Annotated in this window: 16 protein-coding genes; 3 read left to right on the top strand and 13 right to left on the bottom strand. The window is 65.1% G+C overall.

What is annotated here, in order from left to right; genetic code table 11:
• Nucleotides 1-31 precede the first annotated feature (31 nt).
• Both ACUN9Y_RS20430 and ACUN9Y_RS20425 read left to right on the top strand, forming a co-directional pair.
• Nucleotides 32-310, top strand: coding sequence for a PP0621 family protein (locus tag ACUN9Y_RS20430; protein ID WP_445462579.1), 279 nt, complete (start codon nucleotides 32-34; stop codon nucleotides 308-310).
• 242 nt (nucleotides 311-552) lie between these two features.
• Complete coding sequence (locus ACUN9Y_RS20425; protein ID WP_445462578.1) at nucleotides 553-1,026, top strand: phosphate-starvation-inducible protein PsiE; 474 nt, start codon at nucleotides 553-555, stop codon at nucleotides 1,024-1,026.
• 140 nt (nucleotides 1,027-1,166) lie between these two features.
• Here ACUN9Y_RS20425 and thiO read toward each other — a convergent pair whose 3' ends face one another.
• On the bottom strand, nucleotides 1,167-2,267 hold the full coding sequence (gene thiO, locus ACUN9Y_RS20420) for a glycine oxidase ThiO (protein WP_445462577.1): 1,101 nt from the start codon (nucleotides 2,265-2,267) through the stop codon (nucleotides 1,167-1,169).
• Nucleotides 2,268-2,346: 79 nt separating this feature from the next.
• Here thiO and ACUN9Y_RS20415 point away from each other — a divergent pair, with 79 nt between their 5' ends.
• The gene (locus ACUN9Y_RS20415) at nucleotides 2,347-2,883 is read left to right on the top strand and encodes a GspH/FimT family pseudopilin (protein WP_445462576.1); all 537 of its coding nucleotides are present in this window, start codon (nucleotides 2,347-2,349) and stop codon (nucleotides 2,881-2,883) included.
• A gap of 6 nt (nucleotides 2,884-2,889) precedes the next feature.
• On the opposite strand, the gene ACUN9Y_RS20410 is transcribed toward ACUN9Y_RS20415, so the two are convergent.
• The 12 genes from ACUN9Y_RS20410 to rpsT all read right to left on the bottom strand — a co-directional run bounded on the left by ACUN9Y_RS20410 (nucleotide 2,890) and on the right by rpsT (nucleotide 14,683).
• Nucleotides 2,890-3,885: a PilX N-terminal domain-containing pilus assembly protein gene (locus ACUN9Y_RS20410; RefSeq protein WP_445462575.1), complete on the bottom strand. Its 996-nt coding sequence runs from the start codon at nucleotides 3,883-3,885 to the stop codon at nucleotides 2,890-2,892.
• Nucleotides 3,882-4,340 (bottom strand): PilW family protein, encoded by a 459-nt coding sequence (locus tag ACUN9Y_RS20405; protein ID WP_445462574.1) that lies wholly within the window; start codon nucleotides 4,338-4,340, stop codon nucleotides 3,882-3,884. The genes ACUN9Y_RS20410 and ACUN9Y_RS20405 overlap by 4 nt, the downstream gene beginning before the upstream one ends.
• Before the next feature lie 29 nt (nucleotides 4,341-4,369).
• Nucleotides 4,370-4,783 carry a type IV pilus modification protein PilV gene (pilV, locus tag ACUN9Y_RS20400; protein ID WP_445462573.1) on the bottom strand — a complete coding sequence of 138 codons (414 nt, stop codon included), beginning with the start codon at nucleotides 4,781-4,783 and terminating at the stop codon, nucleotides 4,370-4,372.
• Nucleotides 4,780-5,280: a pilus assembly FimT family protein gene (locus ACUN9Y_RS20395; RefSeq protein ID WP_445462572.1), complete on the bottom strand. Its 501-nt coding sequence runs from the start codon at nucleotides 5,278-5,280 to the stop codon at nucleotides 4,780-4,782. Before ACUN9Y_RS20395 ends, pilV begins: the two co-directional genes overlap by 4 nt.
• Nucleotides 5,267-5,680, bottom strand: a complete 414-nt coding sequence (locus ACUN9Y_RS20390) for a type IV pilin protein (protein ID WP_445462571.1) — start codon at nucleotides 5,678-5,680, stop codon at nucleotides 5,267-5,269. The genes ACUN9Y_RS20395 and ACUN9Y_RS20390 overlap by 14 nt, the downstream gene beginning before the upstream one ends.
• Nucleotides 5,681-6,184: 504 nt before the next feature.
• The gene (gene ispH, locus ACUN9Y_RS20385; RefSeq protein ID WP_445462570.1) at nucleotides 6,185-7,138 is read right to left on the bottom strand and encodes a 4-hydroxy-3-methylbut-2-enyl diphosphate reductase; all 954 of its coding nucleotides are present in this window, start codon (nucleotides 7,136-7,138) and stop codon (nucleotides 6,185-6,187) included.
• Between the two features lie 111 nt (nucleotides 7,139-7,249).
• On the bottom strand, nucleotides 7,250-7,696 hold the full coding sequence (fkpB, locus tag ACUN9Y_RS20380) for an FKBP-type peptidyl-prolyl cis-trans isomerase (protein ID WP_445462569.1): 447 nt from the start codon (nucleotides 7,694-7,696) through the stop codon (nucleotides 7,250-7,252).
• A gap of 148 nt (nucleotides 7,697-7,844) precedes the next feature.
• Nucleotides 7,845-8,351 carry a signal peptidase II gene (gene lspA, locus ACUN9Y_RS20375; protein WP_445462568.1) on the bottom strand — a complete coding sequence of 169 codons (507 nt, stop codon included), beginning with the start codon at nucleotides 8,349-8,351 and terminating at the stop codon, nucleotides 7,845-7,847.
• Between the two features lie 19 nt (nucleotides 8,352-8,370).
• Nucleotides 8,371-11,217, bottom strand: a complete 2,847-nt coding sequence (gene ileS, locus ACUN9Y_RS20370) for an isoleucine--tRNA ligase (RefSeq protein WP_445462567.1) — start codon at nucleotides 11,215-11,217, stop codon at nucleotides 8,371-8,373.
• Between the two features lie 10 nt (nucleotides 11,218-11,227).
• A complete protein-coding gene (gene ribF / locus ACUN9Y_RS20365; protein WP_445462566.1) occupies nucleotides 11,228-12,295 on the bottom strand; it encodes a bifunctional riboflavin kinase/FAD synthetase in 1,068 nt (355 codons plus the stop codon).
• 130 nt (nucleotides 12,296-12,425) lie between these two features.
• On the bottom strand, nucleotides 12,426-13,949 hold the full coding sequence (murJ, locus tag ACUN9Y_RS20360; protein WP_445462599.1) for a murein biosynthesis integral membrane protein MurJ: 1,524 nt from the start codon (nucleotides 13,947-13,949) through the stop codon (nucleotides 12,426-12,428).
• Between the two features lie 467 nt (nucleotides 13,950-14,416).
• Nucleotides 14,417-14,683 carry a 30S ribosomal protein S20 gene (gene rpsT / locus ACUN9Y_RS20355; protein ID WP_445462565.1) on the bottom strand — a complete coding sequence of 89 codons (267 nt, stop codon included), beginning with the start codon at nucleotides 14,681-14,683 and terminating at the stop codon, nucleotides 14,417-14,419.
• Nucleotides 14,684-14,962: the final 279 nt, after the last annotated feature.

Below are 14,962 nucleotides of genomic sequence, written 5' to 3'. Positions count from 1 at the left end.
AAAGGCCACCCCGTCTCCCTGGGGAGTAAGGATGAACCTCTTGATAATCCGTCTGATCATCTTCGCCGTGGTGTTCTTCGCCGGGCTCAAGATCTATCGCATCTATCGCGAGTGGAAGCTCGAGCAACAAGGCGATGACAACGGCACCCAACACGAGGGTGGCAAGATGGTCCGCTGCACCTGGTGCAAGGTGCACGTTCCCGAGCAGGATGCGCTGCGCGAACGCGGCGAATGGTTTTGCTCGAGCGATCACCGGGACAAGTTTCTGGCCGAGCACAGCGACGATACGCCCGACGACCCCAAGGCCTGATCATCGTCCCCGAGTGTGCCTAAACCGCAAGAGCACGGCGCGGGAAGGACTCATTGCTACAAGCATTTGTTAATATAGATCCCTGCTGGCGATCATTAGGCCTCTGCTGAACAGCGAGGTGTCAACCAGGCGCTGATGGGGCGTTGCCGGATCAGCGGGATGAGAGCCCTGATGAGAGCCCTACCGACAACCACCACCGGCGGTGCCTGAGTCTTTCGACCACACGTTGAGGGGACAAATCTATGAAGTGGGCGGACAGCAGCCGCAACCAGATGCACAAGAGCGCCGACGCTATCGGCAACCTGCTGGTAGAGGGCTTCCACTATCTTGGGCTCTTCGCCATCGGCGCGATCACCGCCTGGGCCTCGGTGACGGCCTTTCTCGACATGGTCAGCGCCGGGCACGCCAGCGTCGACAGCATCTTGCTGTTGTTCATCTATCTCGAGCTGGGGGCCATGGTTGGCATCTACTTCAAGACCAACCATCTCCCCATACGCTTTCTGCTTTACGTCGCCATCACCGGCCTGACGCGCTTCCTGATCGGCGACGTTTCCCAGCACAAACCACCCGATATCGGTCTCATCTACATCTGTGGCGGCATCTTCCTGCTGGCCCTGTCCATCCTGGCCGTGCGGTTCGCATCCCATCGCTTTCCGTCGACCAAGACGATCGACGCCTCCGGCGCGGAGGTCAAGGTCAACACCAGCGACCTGTAGCTCGACGGCGCGGGCTCGGTCGACGAGCCCGCGCATAAACACGACCAGTCCCAGTCGCCACCCGGCTAGGGCCCTGGGTCGCTGGAGGAGAAGCCGAGGGGCTCAGGACGGGGCTCGGTGAAGCGCTTCGAGAGACACGGCTACACGCCCTGAACCCGCCCCTCGAGCCGATAGGGCACCGGGTCCAGGATAGGGGGTCGACCGAGCAGTTCATCGACCAGCAAGTGCGTGGAGGCCGGCGCCAGTACCAGCCCGTTGCGATAGTGGCCGGCGTTGACGTGAAGGTTGTCCCACCCCGGCGCTCGGCCGATGAAGGGCACCCCATCCGGCGAGCCCGGCCGCAATCCGGCCCAGTGATGTTCGATGGCGCAGTCGGCCAGCGCCGGCACGATGGCCGTGGCACTTTGCCACAGCGACTCTCGCGCCTCGTTGTCCGTCGTCTTGTCGAAGCCCGCCTCTTCCAGGGTGGAGCCAGCCAGCACCCGCCCATCGCCACGGGGGATGACATAGCGTCCATCCATCAGCACCACGCGCTCGACGAGGCCCGGTGGCGCCTTGAACACCAACATCTGCCCCTTCACCGGGCGCACCGGCAACGCGATGCCGGCCTTGGCCAGCAGCTCGGCGCTCCAGGCGCCGGCGCAGACCACGAACTGGTCTCCCTCCAGCGTTCCGTGTGACGTCTCGAGCGACACGATTCGGCCGCCCCGGCGTTCGAAGCCGCGGACCTCGCACTGTTCACGTAGCTCGACGCCCGGCATGGCATCGAGGCACGCCCGTAATGCACGCAGCAGCCGCGGGTTGCGGATACTGCCAAGGGTCGGCATCCATAGTGCCTCCTCGACGCCGGGGCAGGCTTCGGGCTCCTTGGCATAGATCACCTCGGGGCCCACACGAGAGAGCGGCTTGCCGACGTCCCGCGCCCAGGCGAGAGCCGCGTCTTCGTCGCCGACGCGCAGGTACAATAACCCCTTCTGGCGGTACTCCGGATCGACACCGGTCTCCTCCAGCAGGCGAAAGGCCAGCTCCGGATAGGCCCCCTCAGACCACGCCGCCAGGCGCGAGATCGGACCGCTGTAACGCCACGGATACAGCGGCGAGACGATGCCGCCACCGGCCCAGGAGGCCTCGCGCCCACACTCCCCGCGCTCGATGACCGTCACGCGATGGCCGGCATCTGCCAGTTGCAGCGTCGTCATCAAGCCGATGACGCCGCCCCCCAATACGATGAAATCGCTCACACCCTGTCCCCAAGTCCGATACTGACCCGCTCCCTCGGCGACTAGCCTGATAGCCAGGCCACTGCAGGAGTCGATGACGATGGCAAGGAAGCCTTGCGTCTACCGCTGCGCCCGAGCTAAGTGCCTGGGCGCAACATTACTGGAACTGCTGACCGTCCTGGCGCTCTGCGCCGTGCTGGCCAGCGTGGCGGTGCCCGGCTATCGCCAGCTAGCCGCTAGACAGGATATCGCCGCCGAGCTCGCACGGCTAGGCGGCGCCCTGAGCCTGGCGCGAAGCGCGGCGATGGCCAGCCGTCGCCCGATCACCGTCTGCCCCAAGGGTGAGGGTACGCAGTGTGGAGCAGACTGGGCGGGGCCACTGGTGATCGTTGAAGCACGGGGCGATGACGGTTACCTGAGTGCCGATCGCCGAGTCCTGCGCTATTTCGCCGCCAGCCGCGTCGCCAGCGTCCACTTTCGCCAGGACGACAAGCCGGTGCGCTTTCTTCCCACCGGGCGAGCCAGCGGCCATAACGGTACCTTCGATATCTGTACCCGCCAAGGCCTCGCGGCCAGCCTGGTACTGAGCAACTTCGGCCGCGTGCGTCAGAGTGCCTCTGCACCCGCCTGTCGCTAGCGTCCGCTACGCAGGGCGATCGATCCATAATGTGCCACTGGCTCCTCCGGATGTCTCACCAGTGCTGCCGTTGATGCTGACGTTACCGCTCAGCGACAAGACCCCAGACGCCACCACACCACCATGAACGACGAAGGGATCTTTGAAGAGGTCGCCATTGATGGCGATCCCAGTAGCCCAGAGATCGCCGTCGACCTCTGCCGCGCCGGTGGGATTCAAGGTCAACTGGCCAGACACCAGAAATGACGTGGCGTAATGTCCCGCGGGGAGTGTCACCGCCAGGTTGCCATCGGCCACCACCAGCGCCACGCCTGGAAAATCTGCCAGATCATAGATCCCGGCAAATCCATACTTCGACGCACAGTAGAGTGAGCTTCCTTCTCGGTGGCATCCGCCCGGACCGAAGTCCGTTGCACTGAAGGCCGACAGCGCCTCGTCCACCCGTGCCGAAGGGCTCGTCGCCAGAGGCGAGTACTGGCACATCGCAATATCATTCGGCCCATAGTTCACCGACACACCGGCGGTCAGCGTGTCGCAACCCTCGGGCAGCTCGGGCAGACCAATATCTTCCCCGCCAGGCTCCTCAAGGCTTGCGACCAGCACGAAGTGGCGGGCCACGACTCGCTCTCCGTCGCCGACAAACCCCAGGATCAATTGGGCGGGATCGTCCTGATAGCGACAGTCGATATACCGATAGCCAACCCCCGCATCGGGAGAAACATCGACGCTGGGTGACCAGGCCGAGTCGTAGGCACCGTCAAGCGCCGCGGCCTCTATCACCCCGCAGTCGCGTTCGACGTCCGTCGCAAAGACCTCGGCAAGACGCTCCGCGCCGCCCCATTCGGCCGCCATCTGCGCCTGGGCCTGGGCGCGCAAGTTGCCCGCCAGGCGCTCATCGATCAACGATGACTCGAGCCCCGAGAGGACCATGACTGTGGCGATGACCAGCAGCGACAGCACCACCAGCAAAGCCGCTCCGCGCTCTCTTTCGGGCCCGCTCATGGAGTGCCCTCCTCTGTCATCAGCGCCACATCGCGATCCACCGCATACAGCACCAGTGCCGTCGTTTCTCCCGACAGGCGCAGCCGGATCCGATAGGTCCCGGCGGCCTCCTCGATGACGATGGGCTCGTCATCGCAGGCCAAACCGTCGACCAACGGCTCCCCCGAGCCAACGTCATGCAGGGTGCAGTCATCACTGCCCTCACTGGGTCTCAGCGCGAAGGTACCGGGGTCCGCTTCCCCCCGTCTCAGGGCCCCGATCACCACGTCCAGGGCATAGCTGATCACCGCCTGACGCTCGGTCATCACGGCCACGCGCGCGGCCGTGCGGCTGGCCTGCTCAAACAGGCTTCCAGCGGCGAGGATGACCAAAGTACCGATCAGCATGGCGATCATCATTTCGACCAGGGTAGTCCCCGCCTGGAAGCAGGCAACCCGAGGGCGAGGTATCGGCACGAGCCGATGCTCGGACCACCGCATCGTCTTCATCGCGGCCCTGCCGGCAAACGCAGACGGTAGTCGAAGGCGCTGGACTCACCGCCGAAGCGTGCCTCCAGCCAGCTCACCTGGATGACAAAGCCGCAGTCGGGCAATGCGGTCACCGGGTCACCGTGAAGCCCGGGCAACCATGGCACCCAACTCCCGTGCCAGTCGCTGGCATTGACCGCGGCCGCATCGGGGCAGGCGTGCTCCGAGTCCGAGGCCAACGCCGCCCACAGCCGCTCGCGAGCATCCTGGGCCGCCAGATCGGCGATACCCCGCTGGATGGCGGCATCGGCGCTCTGCAGGCTCTTGAGCTGCATCGCCGCCAGGCCAAGAAACCCCACCGCGAGCACCATCATCGCCACCAGCACCTCCACCAGAGTCTCGCCCGATTGACGCGCCTCGCCTCGCCTCATCGGACGCCCTCCGCCGCGCTGATCACCGTGATCTGGCCACTCGCTTCGACAACGATGTCGCGGCTCCCCACCCCGGCGAGGGAAACCGTCATCTGGCAAGGTGCGCCAAAGGAACACGCGTCGAGGCGGCCAAGCAGATCGAAGCTCAGCTCTCCTGCGGAAATCCGCACCACATCCCCTGGTGACGCGGCAAGGGACAGCAAGGAATAGCCGCCAGCGTCGCTGACCATCAGACGCCAGTAAGGGCGCGCAGGAGGGCCTTCGGCACGCAGGGAAACTGGTCCGCGTCGCGTGACCGCGGCGTTGCGCGCCAAGGTCAGCGCACCGACGACCTGATTGACGTCGGCGGCGAGTCTATTCTCGTCGAGCCACGCCCCGAGGTTCGGTATCGCCACGCTGGCCACAGCCGCCATCACGGCCAGGCTTACGAGCAGCTCGATCAGGCTGATGCCCCGCTGACGGTCGCCGCCGGACCGCCCGGCACTACCAGCAGTCACGGGGAGCCGTCGCACCGGTCTGGTTGGTCGACAGGGTCGCGCACGCCGGGCTGACCGCCGAGGCGGCGACCGCCTTGGCGGTCAGCTGGTAGTGCCCACCCTGCGCCGTCAGTTCCACGACGTAGTGGCCTTGCTCGGAAGGGCCTTCGACGTCGCTGCAGTGATCGTAATGGTGATTCTGGGTATAGCAACGCTCCAGCCGTGCGGCGGCATTGGCCAGGGCGGCGCGGCCATCGGCCACCCGCGCCGAGCGCACCTGGTCGGTGTAGAGGGGATAGGCCACCGACGCCAGAATGCCGAGGATGGCAACGCAAATCAGCAGCTCAATCAGCGTGAAGCCGGCACTGCGGCCGCCGCCGACCGCACCGCGGCCGCCAGGTCGTCGAAGAATGAGGCGCATGCTGCGCTCCTGATACGATGAGATGACACAATCAATAGCAGTATCACCGAGGACGGCGACACGGGGGGCGAGCCAGATCAAGAAGCCGGCAGGCGCTTGAGCGGCGAGCGCACTGGCGAAGGGATAACGAACCACAACGATGAGCCAGCAGAGCTCGCTCAAACAAGCTCAAACAAGATCACACGGCAAAGGCCCCGTGACTGGCGCTGACACCCCGGGGTCGAGCACGCCGGTCCCCTCGCCCCAAGGCCCCTTGCGCCGACCGAGAACGGTCATCCGCGCTAGAGATTGCGGTAGGCGACCCCACCCGCGATAGACGGATCCGCTGCAATAGACGGCCCCACAACGACGTCCGCCGCGAACGTATCGCGGCGGACAGGTAGTGCAGCAGCGCTGACGCCGGGGGCGTGCCTACCCCGGCCCCGCTTGTAACTTGGCACTGTTCACCCCTGGCTGCGCCTCATGCCAGGGCTCTCCCCTGGCTGAGCTCTCCCCTGGCTGAGCTCAATCGCTCGCGATGACCCGCTCGCGCAGCTCCTTGGGCATGGAGAAGGTGATGTTCTCCTCGCGCCCTGCCAGCTCCTCCGGCGACTGGGCGCCAAGCTCCTGCAGGCGCTGGATCACGCCCTTGACCAGCACATCGGGGGCGCTGGCGCCGGCGGTGACCCCGATAGCCGCGAGGCCCTCGAGCCAACTCGGATCGATCTGCTCGGCGTTATCGATCAAGTAGGCCGGCGTGCCGACCCGCTCAGACAGCTCACGCAGGCGGTTGGAGTTGGAGCTGTTGGGGCTGCCCACCACCAGCACCAGGTCACAGCCGTCGGCCAGTTCTCGGACCGCGTCCTGACGGTTCTGGGTGGCGTAGCAAATGTCGTCCTTGCGCGGCCCTTCGATCGCCGGGAAGGTCGCGCGCAAGGCGTCGATGACCTTGGCGGTATCATCCATGGAGAGGGTCGTCTGGGTGACGAAGGCGAGCTTGGACGGGTCCTTGACCGCAAGCCGTGCCACGTCGGCTTCATCCTCGACCAGGTAGATCTGGCCGCCATACGAGACGTCATAGCGGCCCATGGTGCCTTCCACCTCGGGATGGCCGGCGTGGCCGATCAACACGCACTCCTGGCCACGGCGCGCATAGCGCAGCACCTCGAGGTGGACCTTGGTCACCAATGGACAGGTCGCATCGAAGATGCGCAGACCGCGACGTTCGGCCTCCTCCTGCACCGCACGGGAGACCCCGTGGGCCGAGAAGATCACGATGACGTCATCCGGCACCTCGTGGAGTTCTTCGACGAAGATCGCGCCGCGCTCCCGCAGGGTATCCACCACGAAGCGGTTGTGGACCACCTCGTGGCGTACGTAGATCGGCGGCCCGAACACGTCGAGCGCGCGGTTGACGATCTCGATGGCGCGATCGACGCCCGCGCAGAAACCGCGCGGATTGGCCAGCTTGATGTGCATGCGTTGCCTTGCCTCGATGCCTCAAGGGCATCCTATCGTTGACGGCGAAGGGCACCGTGGCGCCCTTCTCGTTTCGGCCCGGGTGACGACGGTCTCGCTAACGACACCGCCTCAGTGGGTGGTGGCCGGTTTCACGCCCAGCACTTCCACCTCAAAGGTCAGGGTACGCCCGGCGAGCGGGTGATTGAAGTCCACCTCGACCATGTCATCCTCGATCTCGGTGATAACCCCCGGCAACTCACCGCCATTGGCATCGGCAAACGACATCACGGTGCCGATCTCCGGGGGTTCGCCGTCGAACACGTCGCGCTTCATGCGCTGGATGTTCTGCGGATTATGCTGGCCAAAGGCGTGCTCCGGGGTGATCTCGAAGGCGCCGTTATCGCCGTCGGTCAATCCCTGAAGCGGCTGCTCGAAGCCAGGGGGCAGGTTGCCGTCGCCGAGCTGGAACGTGGCCGGCGCCTTGTCCCTGGTGGAATCCACCACGGTGCCGTCTTCCAGCTTGAGGGTAAAGTGGAGGGTGATTTCCATGCCCTCGTCGATGCGATAATCGCTCATAGGTGTCTCCAACAGACAGGGCGCCATCGTGGCGCCCGCCAGGACAAAGGGGGCTGTCGGGCCGGTCAATATCACATGCCAGGACCACGCCGCTGATCGAGCCCCGGCGGCGCCAGGCGCCTTGCCGAGGCGCGTCAAGGGCGGCGGCTCAGCCTCGACGAGCGCGGCGGCGCTCACCGAATATCGACTCCCAGATCAGGCCAATGGCGCCGATGGTGATGCCGATATCGGCCACATTGAACGCCGGGTAGTACCAGCCGGCGGCGTGGAACGAAAGAAAATCAACGACATAACCGTGCACCAGGCGATCATATAGATTGCCCAGCGCCCCGCCGATGATCAACGCCAGGCACGCCGCCAGAAACTTCTCGTCGCGCTTCAACCGGCTCATCCATACCGTCAGGCCAATCGTGGCCCCCACCGCAATAGCGGCAAACAGCCAGCGCTGCCAGCCCGGATGACCGGCCAAGAAACTGAAGGCCGCCCCGGTGTTATGCAGCAGCGTGAAGTTGAAAAACGGCAGCACTTCGACCGGTGTCGCATAGGTCAATACCTGGCTCATCAGAGCCTTGGTGCCAAGATCCAACGCCACCCAGGCGATCGCCAGGATCCACCAGCGCAGCGGCTGATTCATTGGTTCTGCGTGTGTCGTCATGCTCGCCTCGGTCTGGGTATCAGGCATAGTGGCGCGTCTCTCCGGCACCTTCCGGCAGGTTGCTTACGCAGCGCGCGCACAGGTCGGGGTGCTCGGGCAGCGAGCCGACCTCGGGACGATGGTGCCAGCAGCGCTCGCACTTGGTGTTGTCGCTGACCGCCACGGCGACCTTGAGGCCCTCGACGTCGGTGTCCTCGGCAGCCGCTCCGTCGGCCAGCGGCACCAGGTGCACGTCACTGGTCAGCATCACGAAGCGCAGCTCATCGCCCAGGCGTGCCAACAGCTCCTGCAGTTCGGCATCGACGTACAGGGTGACCTCGGCCGCCAGGCTGCCCTTGATGGTCTTGGCGTTGCGTGCATCTTCCAGGCACTTGTTCACCGCCTGCTTGACGTTAAGCACGCGCTCCCAGAAGTCGCGCCCCATCTTGGCATCCGCGGACAACGCCCCGAGATTCGGATAGTACGTCTCAAGCAGCACACTGTGTCCGTCGCCCAACCCCTTCTCGCCGGGAATGTTCTCGAAGATCTCCTCGGCGGTGAACGACAGGATCGGCGCGACCCAGCGCACCAGCGCCTGGACCACATGATAAAGCGCGGTCTGACAGCTGCGCCGAGCCAGGGAATCGGCCTGGGTGGTGTACTGACGATCCTTGATCACGTCCAGGTAGAAGCCACCGAGCTCCCGGGCGCAGAAGCCGTGAACCTGCTGATAGACATCGAGGAAGCGATACTCCTCGTAGGCCTTCTCGATACGGCTCTGCAGCTGTGCAGCGCGGTCGACCACCCACTGATCCAGCGCCAGCATGTCATCGAACTCGACCAGGTCGCGGTTCGGCTCGAAGCCGTTGAGGTTGGCCAGCAGAAAACGCGAGGTATTACGGATGCGGCGATACACATCCGAGGTCCGCTTGAGGATCTCGTCGGACACCGCCATCTCACCGGAGTAGTCGGTGGAGGCGACCCACAGGCGCAGGATATCGGCGCCGAGCTTGTCCATCACGGCCTGCGGCGCCACCACATTGCCCAGCGACTTGGACTGTTTGCGGCCCTTCTCGTCGACGGTGAAGCCATGGGTCAGCAGCTGACGATACGGCGGATGACCGTCGATGGCGCAGCCGGTCAGCAGCGACGAATGGAACCAGCCGCGGTGCTGGTCCGAGCCCTCCAGGTACAGGTCGGCCCGCGGGCCACTCTGGTGGCCGTGGGGGTGTGAGCCGCGCAGCACGTGACGGTGGGTGGTGCCGGAGTCGAACCACACGTCCAGGGTGTCGCTGATCTTGTCGTAGTCGGCGGCCTCGTCACCCAACAGCTCGGCGGCGTCGAGGCGGAACCAGGCCTCGATGCCGCCGGCCTCGACGAGCTCGGCAACCGCGCCCACCAGCTCGACGGTACGCGGGTGCAGCTCACCGGTCTGCTTGTGCAGGAAGAACGGGATCGGCACGCCCCAGTTACGCTGGCGCGAGATGCACCAGTCCGGACGGTTGGCGATCATGCTGTGCAGGCGGGCCTTGCCCCAGGCCGGCGTGAACTGGGTCGCCTCGATGCCTTCCAGGGCGCTTTCGCGCAGGCTGCGACCGTCCTTGCCGGCCAGGTCCATGCCCACGAACCACTGCGGCGTGGCGCGATAGATCACCGGCGACTTGTGGCGCCAGCAGTGCATGTAGCTGTGCTCGATGGTCTTGTGGGCCATCAATGCCCCGGCGTCATGAAGCGCGGCGACGATCTTCGGATTGGCCTTCCAGATCATCTCACCGCCGAACAGGGGCAGGTCATCGACGTAGACGCCATCCCCCTTGACCACGCTGATGAAATCGCTGAAGTCCATGCCGTAGCGGCGGCACGACTCGAAGTCATCCACGCCGTGGACCGGCGCCGAGTGCACGATGCCGGTGCTGCCAACGTCGCTTTCGACGTACTCGGCCAGGTACATCGGCGCGAGACGCTCGTAAAGCGGGTGGCGGAAGTTGATCAACTCGAGGCGCTCGCCGCGAGTCGTGGCGATCACCTCGCCGTCGATACCGAAACGCTCAAGGCAGCTGTCGACCAGCTCCTCGGCCAGCAGCAGCAGGCGCTCGCCGGTGTCGACCAGGGCGTAGGTGAACTCGGGATGGACGTTGAGTGCCTGGTTGGCCGGGATGGTCCAGGGCGTGGTAGTCCAGATGACCACCGCGGCAGGCTTGGGCAGCGAGGCGAGATCAAAGGCCTCGGCAAGACGCGCCTCGTCGGCCACCGGGAAGGCGACGTCGATGGCATCGGACTTCTTGTCCGCGTACTCGACCTCGGCCTCGGCCAGGGCCGAGCCACAGTCGAAACACCAGTTGACCGGCTTCAGGCCCTTGAACACATAGCCGCCCTCGACCATATCGGCCAGCGCGCGGATTTCACCGGCTTCGTTGGCGAAGTCCATCGAGCGATAGGGGTTGTCCCAGTCGCCGATCACGCCCAGGCGCACGAAGCCTTCACGCTGCTCATTGACCTGCTCCTCGGCGTAGTCACGGCACAGTTCCCGAGCCTTGGCCGGCGCCAGGTGCTTACCGTGGGTCGTCTCGACCTTATGCTCGATAGGCAGGCCATGACAGTCCCACCCGGGCACATAGGGAGCATCGAACCCTGCCAGGCTCTTCGACTTGACGATGATGTCCTTGAGGATCTTGTTGAGCGCATGGCCGATGTGGATACTGCCGTTGGCATAGGGAGGTCCATCGTGAAGCACGAAGAGCTCGGCCCCCTGGCGCTGCTCACGCAGGCGATGATACAGATCCAGCTTCTGCCACTGCTCGACCCGTGCCGGCTCGCGCTTGGGCAGCATGCCGCGCATCGGAAAATCGGTTTCTGGCAGATTCAGAGTGTGCTTGTAGTCGCTCATAGTCCTGGGGTCAGCCGTCGTCGTGGTCGGCGGGGCGTCCCGCCGAGGAGTCATAATTCGCGGCGTCACGCGCCCGGGGCGCGGATGCCAGAGGAAAGGCGTCGTCGGCCGTGCCGGCAGTCGTCACGGCGGCCGGTGCCGCGGCGCAGCGGCCGGCATCGGCGAACAGTGCCCTAGCCTGGTCGATGTCGGCATAGATCTGCGTCTTCAGCGCATCGAAGCCATCGAAGGCGATCTCGCCGCGCAGCTTGGCGCAGGGCGTCACCGTCAGCAGACGACCATAAAGGTCGCCGTCGAAATCCAGCAGGTGCGCCTCGCACACCGGGCGCGGGCTGCCCACCGTGGGCCGCCAGCCGATATTGGCCACCGCCGGGTACTGGCGACCGTCGACGTCCACCATCACCGCAAACACGCCACGCAGCGCCAGCGGTCCCGGCAGCAGCGGCAGGTTGGCGGTGGGTACGCCGATGGTGCGCCCGCGCTGCTGATCCTTCACCACCCGGCCGCGCATCTGGAAAGGACGTCCGAGCAGTCGACGAACGGCCGCGAAATTGGCGCTGGCCAGCATGGTACGCACCCGGGTACTCGACACCCGCTCACCGTCGGTACGGAAAGTGCGGGTGTTCTCCACCGAGAAACCGCTGGCCTCGCCGGCGTCGGTCAGCAAGTGAAAGTCACCGCTACGATCGCAGCCGAAGCGAAAATCATCGCCCACGACCAGGTGACGCACCCCCAGCCCCTTCACCAGTACCCGGTCGATAAACTGCTGGGCCGTCAGGCGCCGCAATGCCTCGTTGAAGGGCAGGCACAGCACGCGATCAACGCCGGCCTGCGCCAACAGCGCCACCTTATCGCGCAGGCGCGTCAGCCTCGGTGGCGCCTGGTCGCCGGCGAAATACTCCCGAGGCTGGGGTTCGAACACCACCACGGTAATCGGCAAGCCAAACTCGACCGCCTTGTCATGACACTGCTCGAGGATCGCCCGATGGCCGCGATGAACCCCATCGAAGTTGCCGATGGTGGCCACCGAGCCACGGTGCCTCTCGCGCAGATTGTGCAAGCCTCGGATCACTTCCATGGATGTCGCCACGCCCAACGTAAAGGGTTTCGATTATAACGAACCATGATGGCCTTGACAGCCGCGCACCCCGACCACAAGTCCATCGCCATCACCGGCCACAAGACCGACGCCCTGCGCCATCGACTCACTAGCCCTTGAGTCGGAACTGCCTCACCCGCACGCCGGTCAGGCCCAGCCAGATGAAGTACACCGCGCCGCCCGCCGAGACCAGCGCCAGCATCCATAGCGCGCGATGCATCAGATCCCAGCCGAGCCACTCGTGCCACTCGGGCGCCAGGCCCCACAGCAGCGCCCCCATGGCCAGGCAGCCGCCCCCCAGTTGCAGCGCGAAACGCCCCCAACCAGGCTGAAACTTGAGCACCCCTTCGCGGCGCAGCAGCCAGGCGAGCAGCCCAGCATTGAGAAATGCCGACAGGGCGGTGGCCAGCGCCAGGCCCGCGTGAGCCAGCGGCCAGATCAAGATCAGGTTGAAGACCATGTTCGCGACCATGGCGAGAATGCCCACCTTGACCGGAGTCTTGGTGTCCTGACGGGCGAAGAACCCGGGCGCCAGCACCTTGATCAGCATGAACGCGACCAGGCCAAGGGCGTAGGCGCGCAGGCTCATGGCGGCCATGACGATATCGTTGTCGGTCATGGCACCGTAGTGAAACAACGTGATCAACAGCGGCTCGGCCAGCAGCGCCAGCGCCAGCGCCGCCGGCAACCCGAGCAGCAGCACCGCCCGCAGCGCCCAGTCGAGCATGGCGCTGAAATGCTCCCCGGACTGCTCGGCATGACGCTTGGACAGCGCCGGCAGAATCACCGTACCGATGGCCACGCCAAAGACCCCGAGCGGCAGCTCCACCAGGCGGTCTGAGTAGTACAGCCAGGACACGCTGCCCGCCGCCAGAAACGAGGCCAGGACGGTATCCAGCAGCAGATTGATCTGCGACACCGAGACCCCGAACAGCGCCGGCGTCATCAAGCGCAGAATCCGTCGCACCCCCTCATGGGCGAAGTTCGGCCAGGGCCTTGGCAGCAGCCCGAGCCGCGCCAGGAAGGGCACCTGGAACAACAGCTGCGCCGCACCGGCGATCAGCACGCCCCAGGCCAGCCCCATGGCCGGTTCGCTCATCAAGGGCGTCAGCAGCAGCGCCGCACCGATCAGCGACAGGTTAAGCAGCACCGGGGTAAAGGCCGGCACCGCGAAACGATTCCAGGTGTTGAGCACACTGCCGGCGAAGGCCGTCAGCGAGATCAACAGCAGGTACGGAAACGTCAGGCGCAGCAGGTCCGTGGTCAGCGCGAGCTTGTCCGGATCCCGCGCGAAGCCCGGCGCAAACAGCCACGCAAGCCACGGGGCCGCAACGATGGCTAGCGCGGTGATCAGCGCCAGCACCGCGGTCAAGCTGCCCGCCACGGCATTGAGCAGCTCACGCACCTCGGCCTTGGTGCGGGTGGTCGAGTATTCCGACAACACCGGCACGAAGGCCTGATTGAAGGCGCCCTCGGCAAACAGGCGGCGCATGAAATTAGGAATCTTGAACGCCACGAAGAAGGCGTCGGCTCCCGCGCCGGCCCCCAGCAAGGCCGCTATCACCACGTCCCGCACCAGGCCCAGCACCCGAGACAGCATGGTCATGCTGCTGACCACCAGGCCCGAGCGCATCAGGCCCCGGCGCGGCGACGTGGCTGGCACGGCGCCCACCGGAGTACCCTCGCCCTGGTCGAGCGCACCCTCGGCGGGCCGTTCTGACTGTTGCTGTCGACGCTCGTCGCTCACGTCACGCTTCCTTTGATGTCTCTGAAGACCACCGGGGTCTCGGGGCTGGCTCGGACGCCTGCCTCACCCCATGTCTGGCCGTTCCATGGTTCGTGGCATGGTTCGTGGCATGGTTCGTGGCATGGTTCGTGGCATGGTCCATCGCATGGTTCGTGGCATGGTCCATCACATAGCCCTTAGCATGACCCCTGTATAGCCGAATCCCCGACGGTCGCCTTGCGCCCAGGCGGGAGCGCCTCTCCAGGAAAACCTCAAGAACGAAAACCCCAGGCACAAAAAAACCGGCCGAAGCCGGTTTTTCGCCGATGCCGAGACGCCAAGGCGAGCTCGGGCACCGCAGGCGCCAGACCGGCTTACGCGGCCAAGGCCTTAATTCGCTTGTTCAGACGGCTCTTGAGGCGAGCGGCCTTCTTCTTGGACAGCACGTCCTTGTCGGCGATGCGATCGATGACCGGCTGGGCCGCACGGAATGCGTCCATTGCCTGGCCGTGGTCGCCGCCCTGGATAGCCTTGATGACGCGCTTGATGGAAGTACGAACCATGCTGCGCTGGCTCGCCTTCAGGACACGACGGTTTTCTGCCTGACGGGCGCGCTTGCGGGCTTGCTTGCTGTTAGCCACTGACTGTCTCCTTGGAGAAAGTTGTCGTCATCGCTGGGCGATGACTCGATGTCGTATTGATCCAACGGGAAAACAACCACTTCCCATCGGCTTGGCCATCTGGCCGATCACCTCGAATGCACTTCGAACAGTCGTCGAACGCACTGCAAAATGAGGCGATCGTTACGGGCCGTGTCTGAGAGGATGGCGCATACTATCACGCCAACCCCCGCCATGCCACATTTTCACCGACTTCGCCAGGGGCGGTGTCAGTGCTGAACATCACGCCTTCCGCCACCG

It is taken from the genome of Halomonas sp. V046 (assembly GCF_052645355.1).
Note: the sequence above shows the minus strand (reverse complement) of the source record. Positions and strands in the feature narration are given on the sequence as shown.

Bases quoted from the DNA above. Each gene is read 5' to 3' on its own strand.
- ACUN9Y_RS20430 (WP_445462579.1), top strand. From the start codon at position 32: ATGAACCTCTTGATAATCCGTCTGATCATCTTCGCCGTGGTGTTCTTC.
- ACUN9Y_RS20425 (WP_445462578.1), top strand. From the start codon at position 553: ATGAAGTGGGCGGACAGCAGCCGCAACCAGATGCACAAGAGCGCCGAC.
- ACUN9Y_RS20415 (WP_445462576.1), top strand. From the start codon at position 2,347: ATGGCAAGGAAGCCTTGCGTCTACCGCTGCGCCCGAGCTAAGTGCCTG.
- ACUN9Y_RS20410 (WP_445462575.1), bottom strand. From the start codon at position 3,885: ATGAGCGGGCCCGAAAGAGAGCGCGGAGCGGCTTTGCTGGTGGTGCTG.
- pilV (WP_445462573.1), bottom strand. From the start codon at position 4,783: ATGAGGCGAGGCGAGGCGCGTCAATCGGGCGAGACTCTGGTGGAGGTG.
- ACUN9Y_RS20390 (WP_445462571.1), bottom strand. From the start codon at position 5,680: ATGCGCCTCATTCTTCGACGACCTGGCGGCCGCGGTGCGGTCGGCGGC.
- ispH (WP_445462570.1), bottom strand. From the start codon at position 7,138: ATGCACATCAAGCTGGCCAATCCGCGCGGTTTCTGCGCGGGCGTCGAT.
- fkpB (WP_445462569.1), bottom strand. From the start codon at position 7,696: ATGAGCGATTATCGCATCGACGAGGGCATGGAAATCACCCTCCACTTT.
- lspA (WP_445462568.1), bottom strand. From the start codon at position 8,351: ATGACGACACACGCAGAACCAATGAATCAGCCGCTGCGCTGGTGGATC.
- ileS (WP_445462567.1), bottom strand. From the start codon at position 11,217: ATGAGCGACTACAAGCACACTCTGAATCTGCCAGAAACCGATTTTCCG.
- ribF (WP_445462566.1), bottom strand. From the start codon at position 12,295: ATGGAAGTGATCCGAGGCTTGCACAATCTGCGCGAGAGGCACCGTGGC.
- murJ (WP_445462599.1), bottom strand. From the start codon at position 13,949: ATGCGCTCGGGCCTGGTGGTCAGCAGCATGACCATGCTGTCTCGGGTG.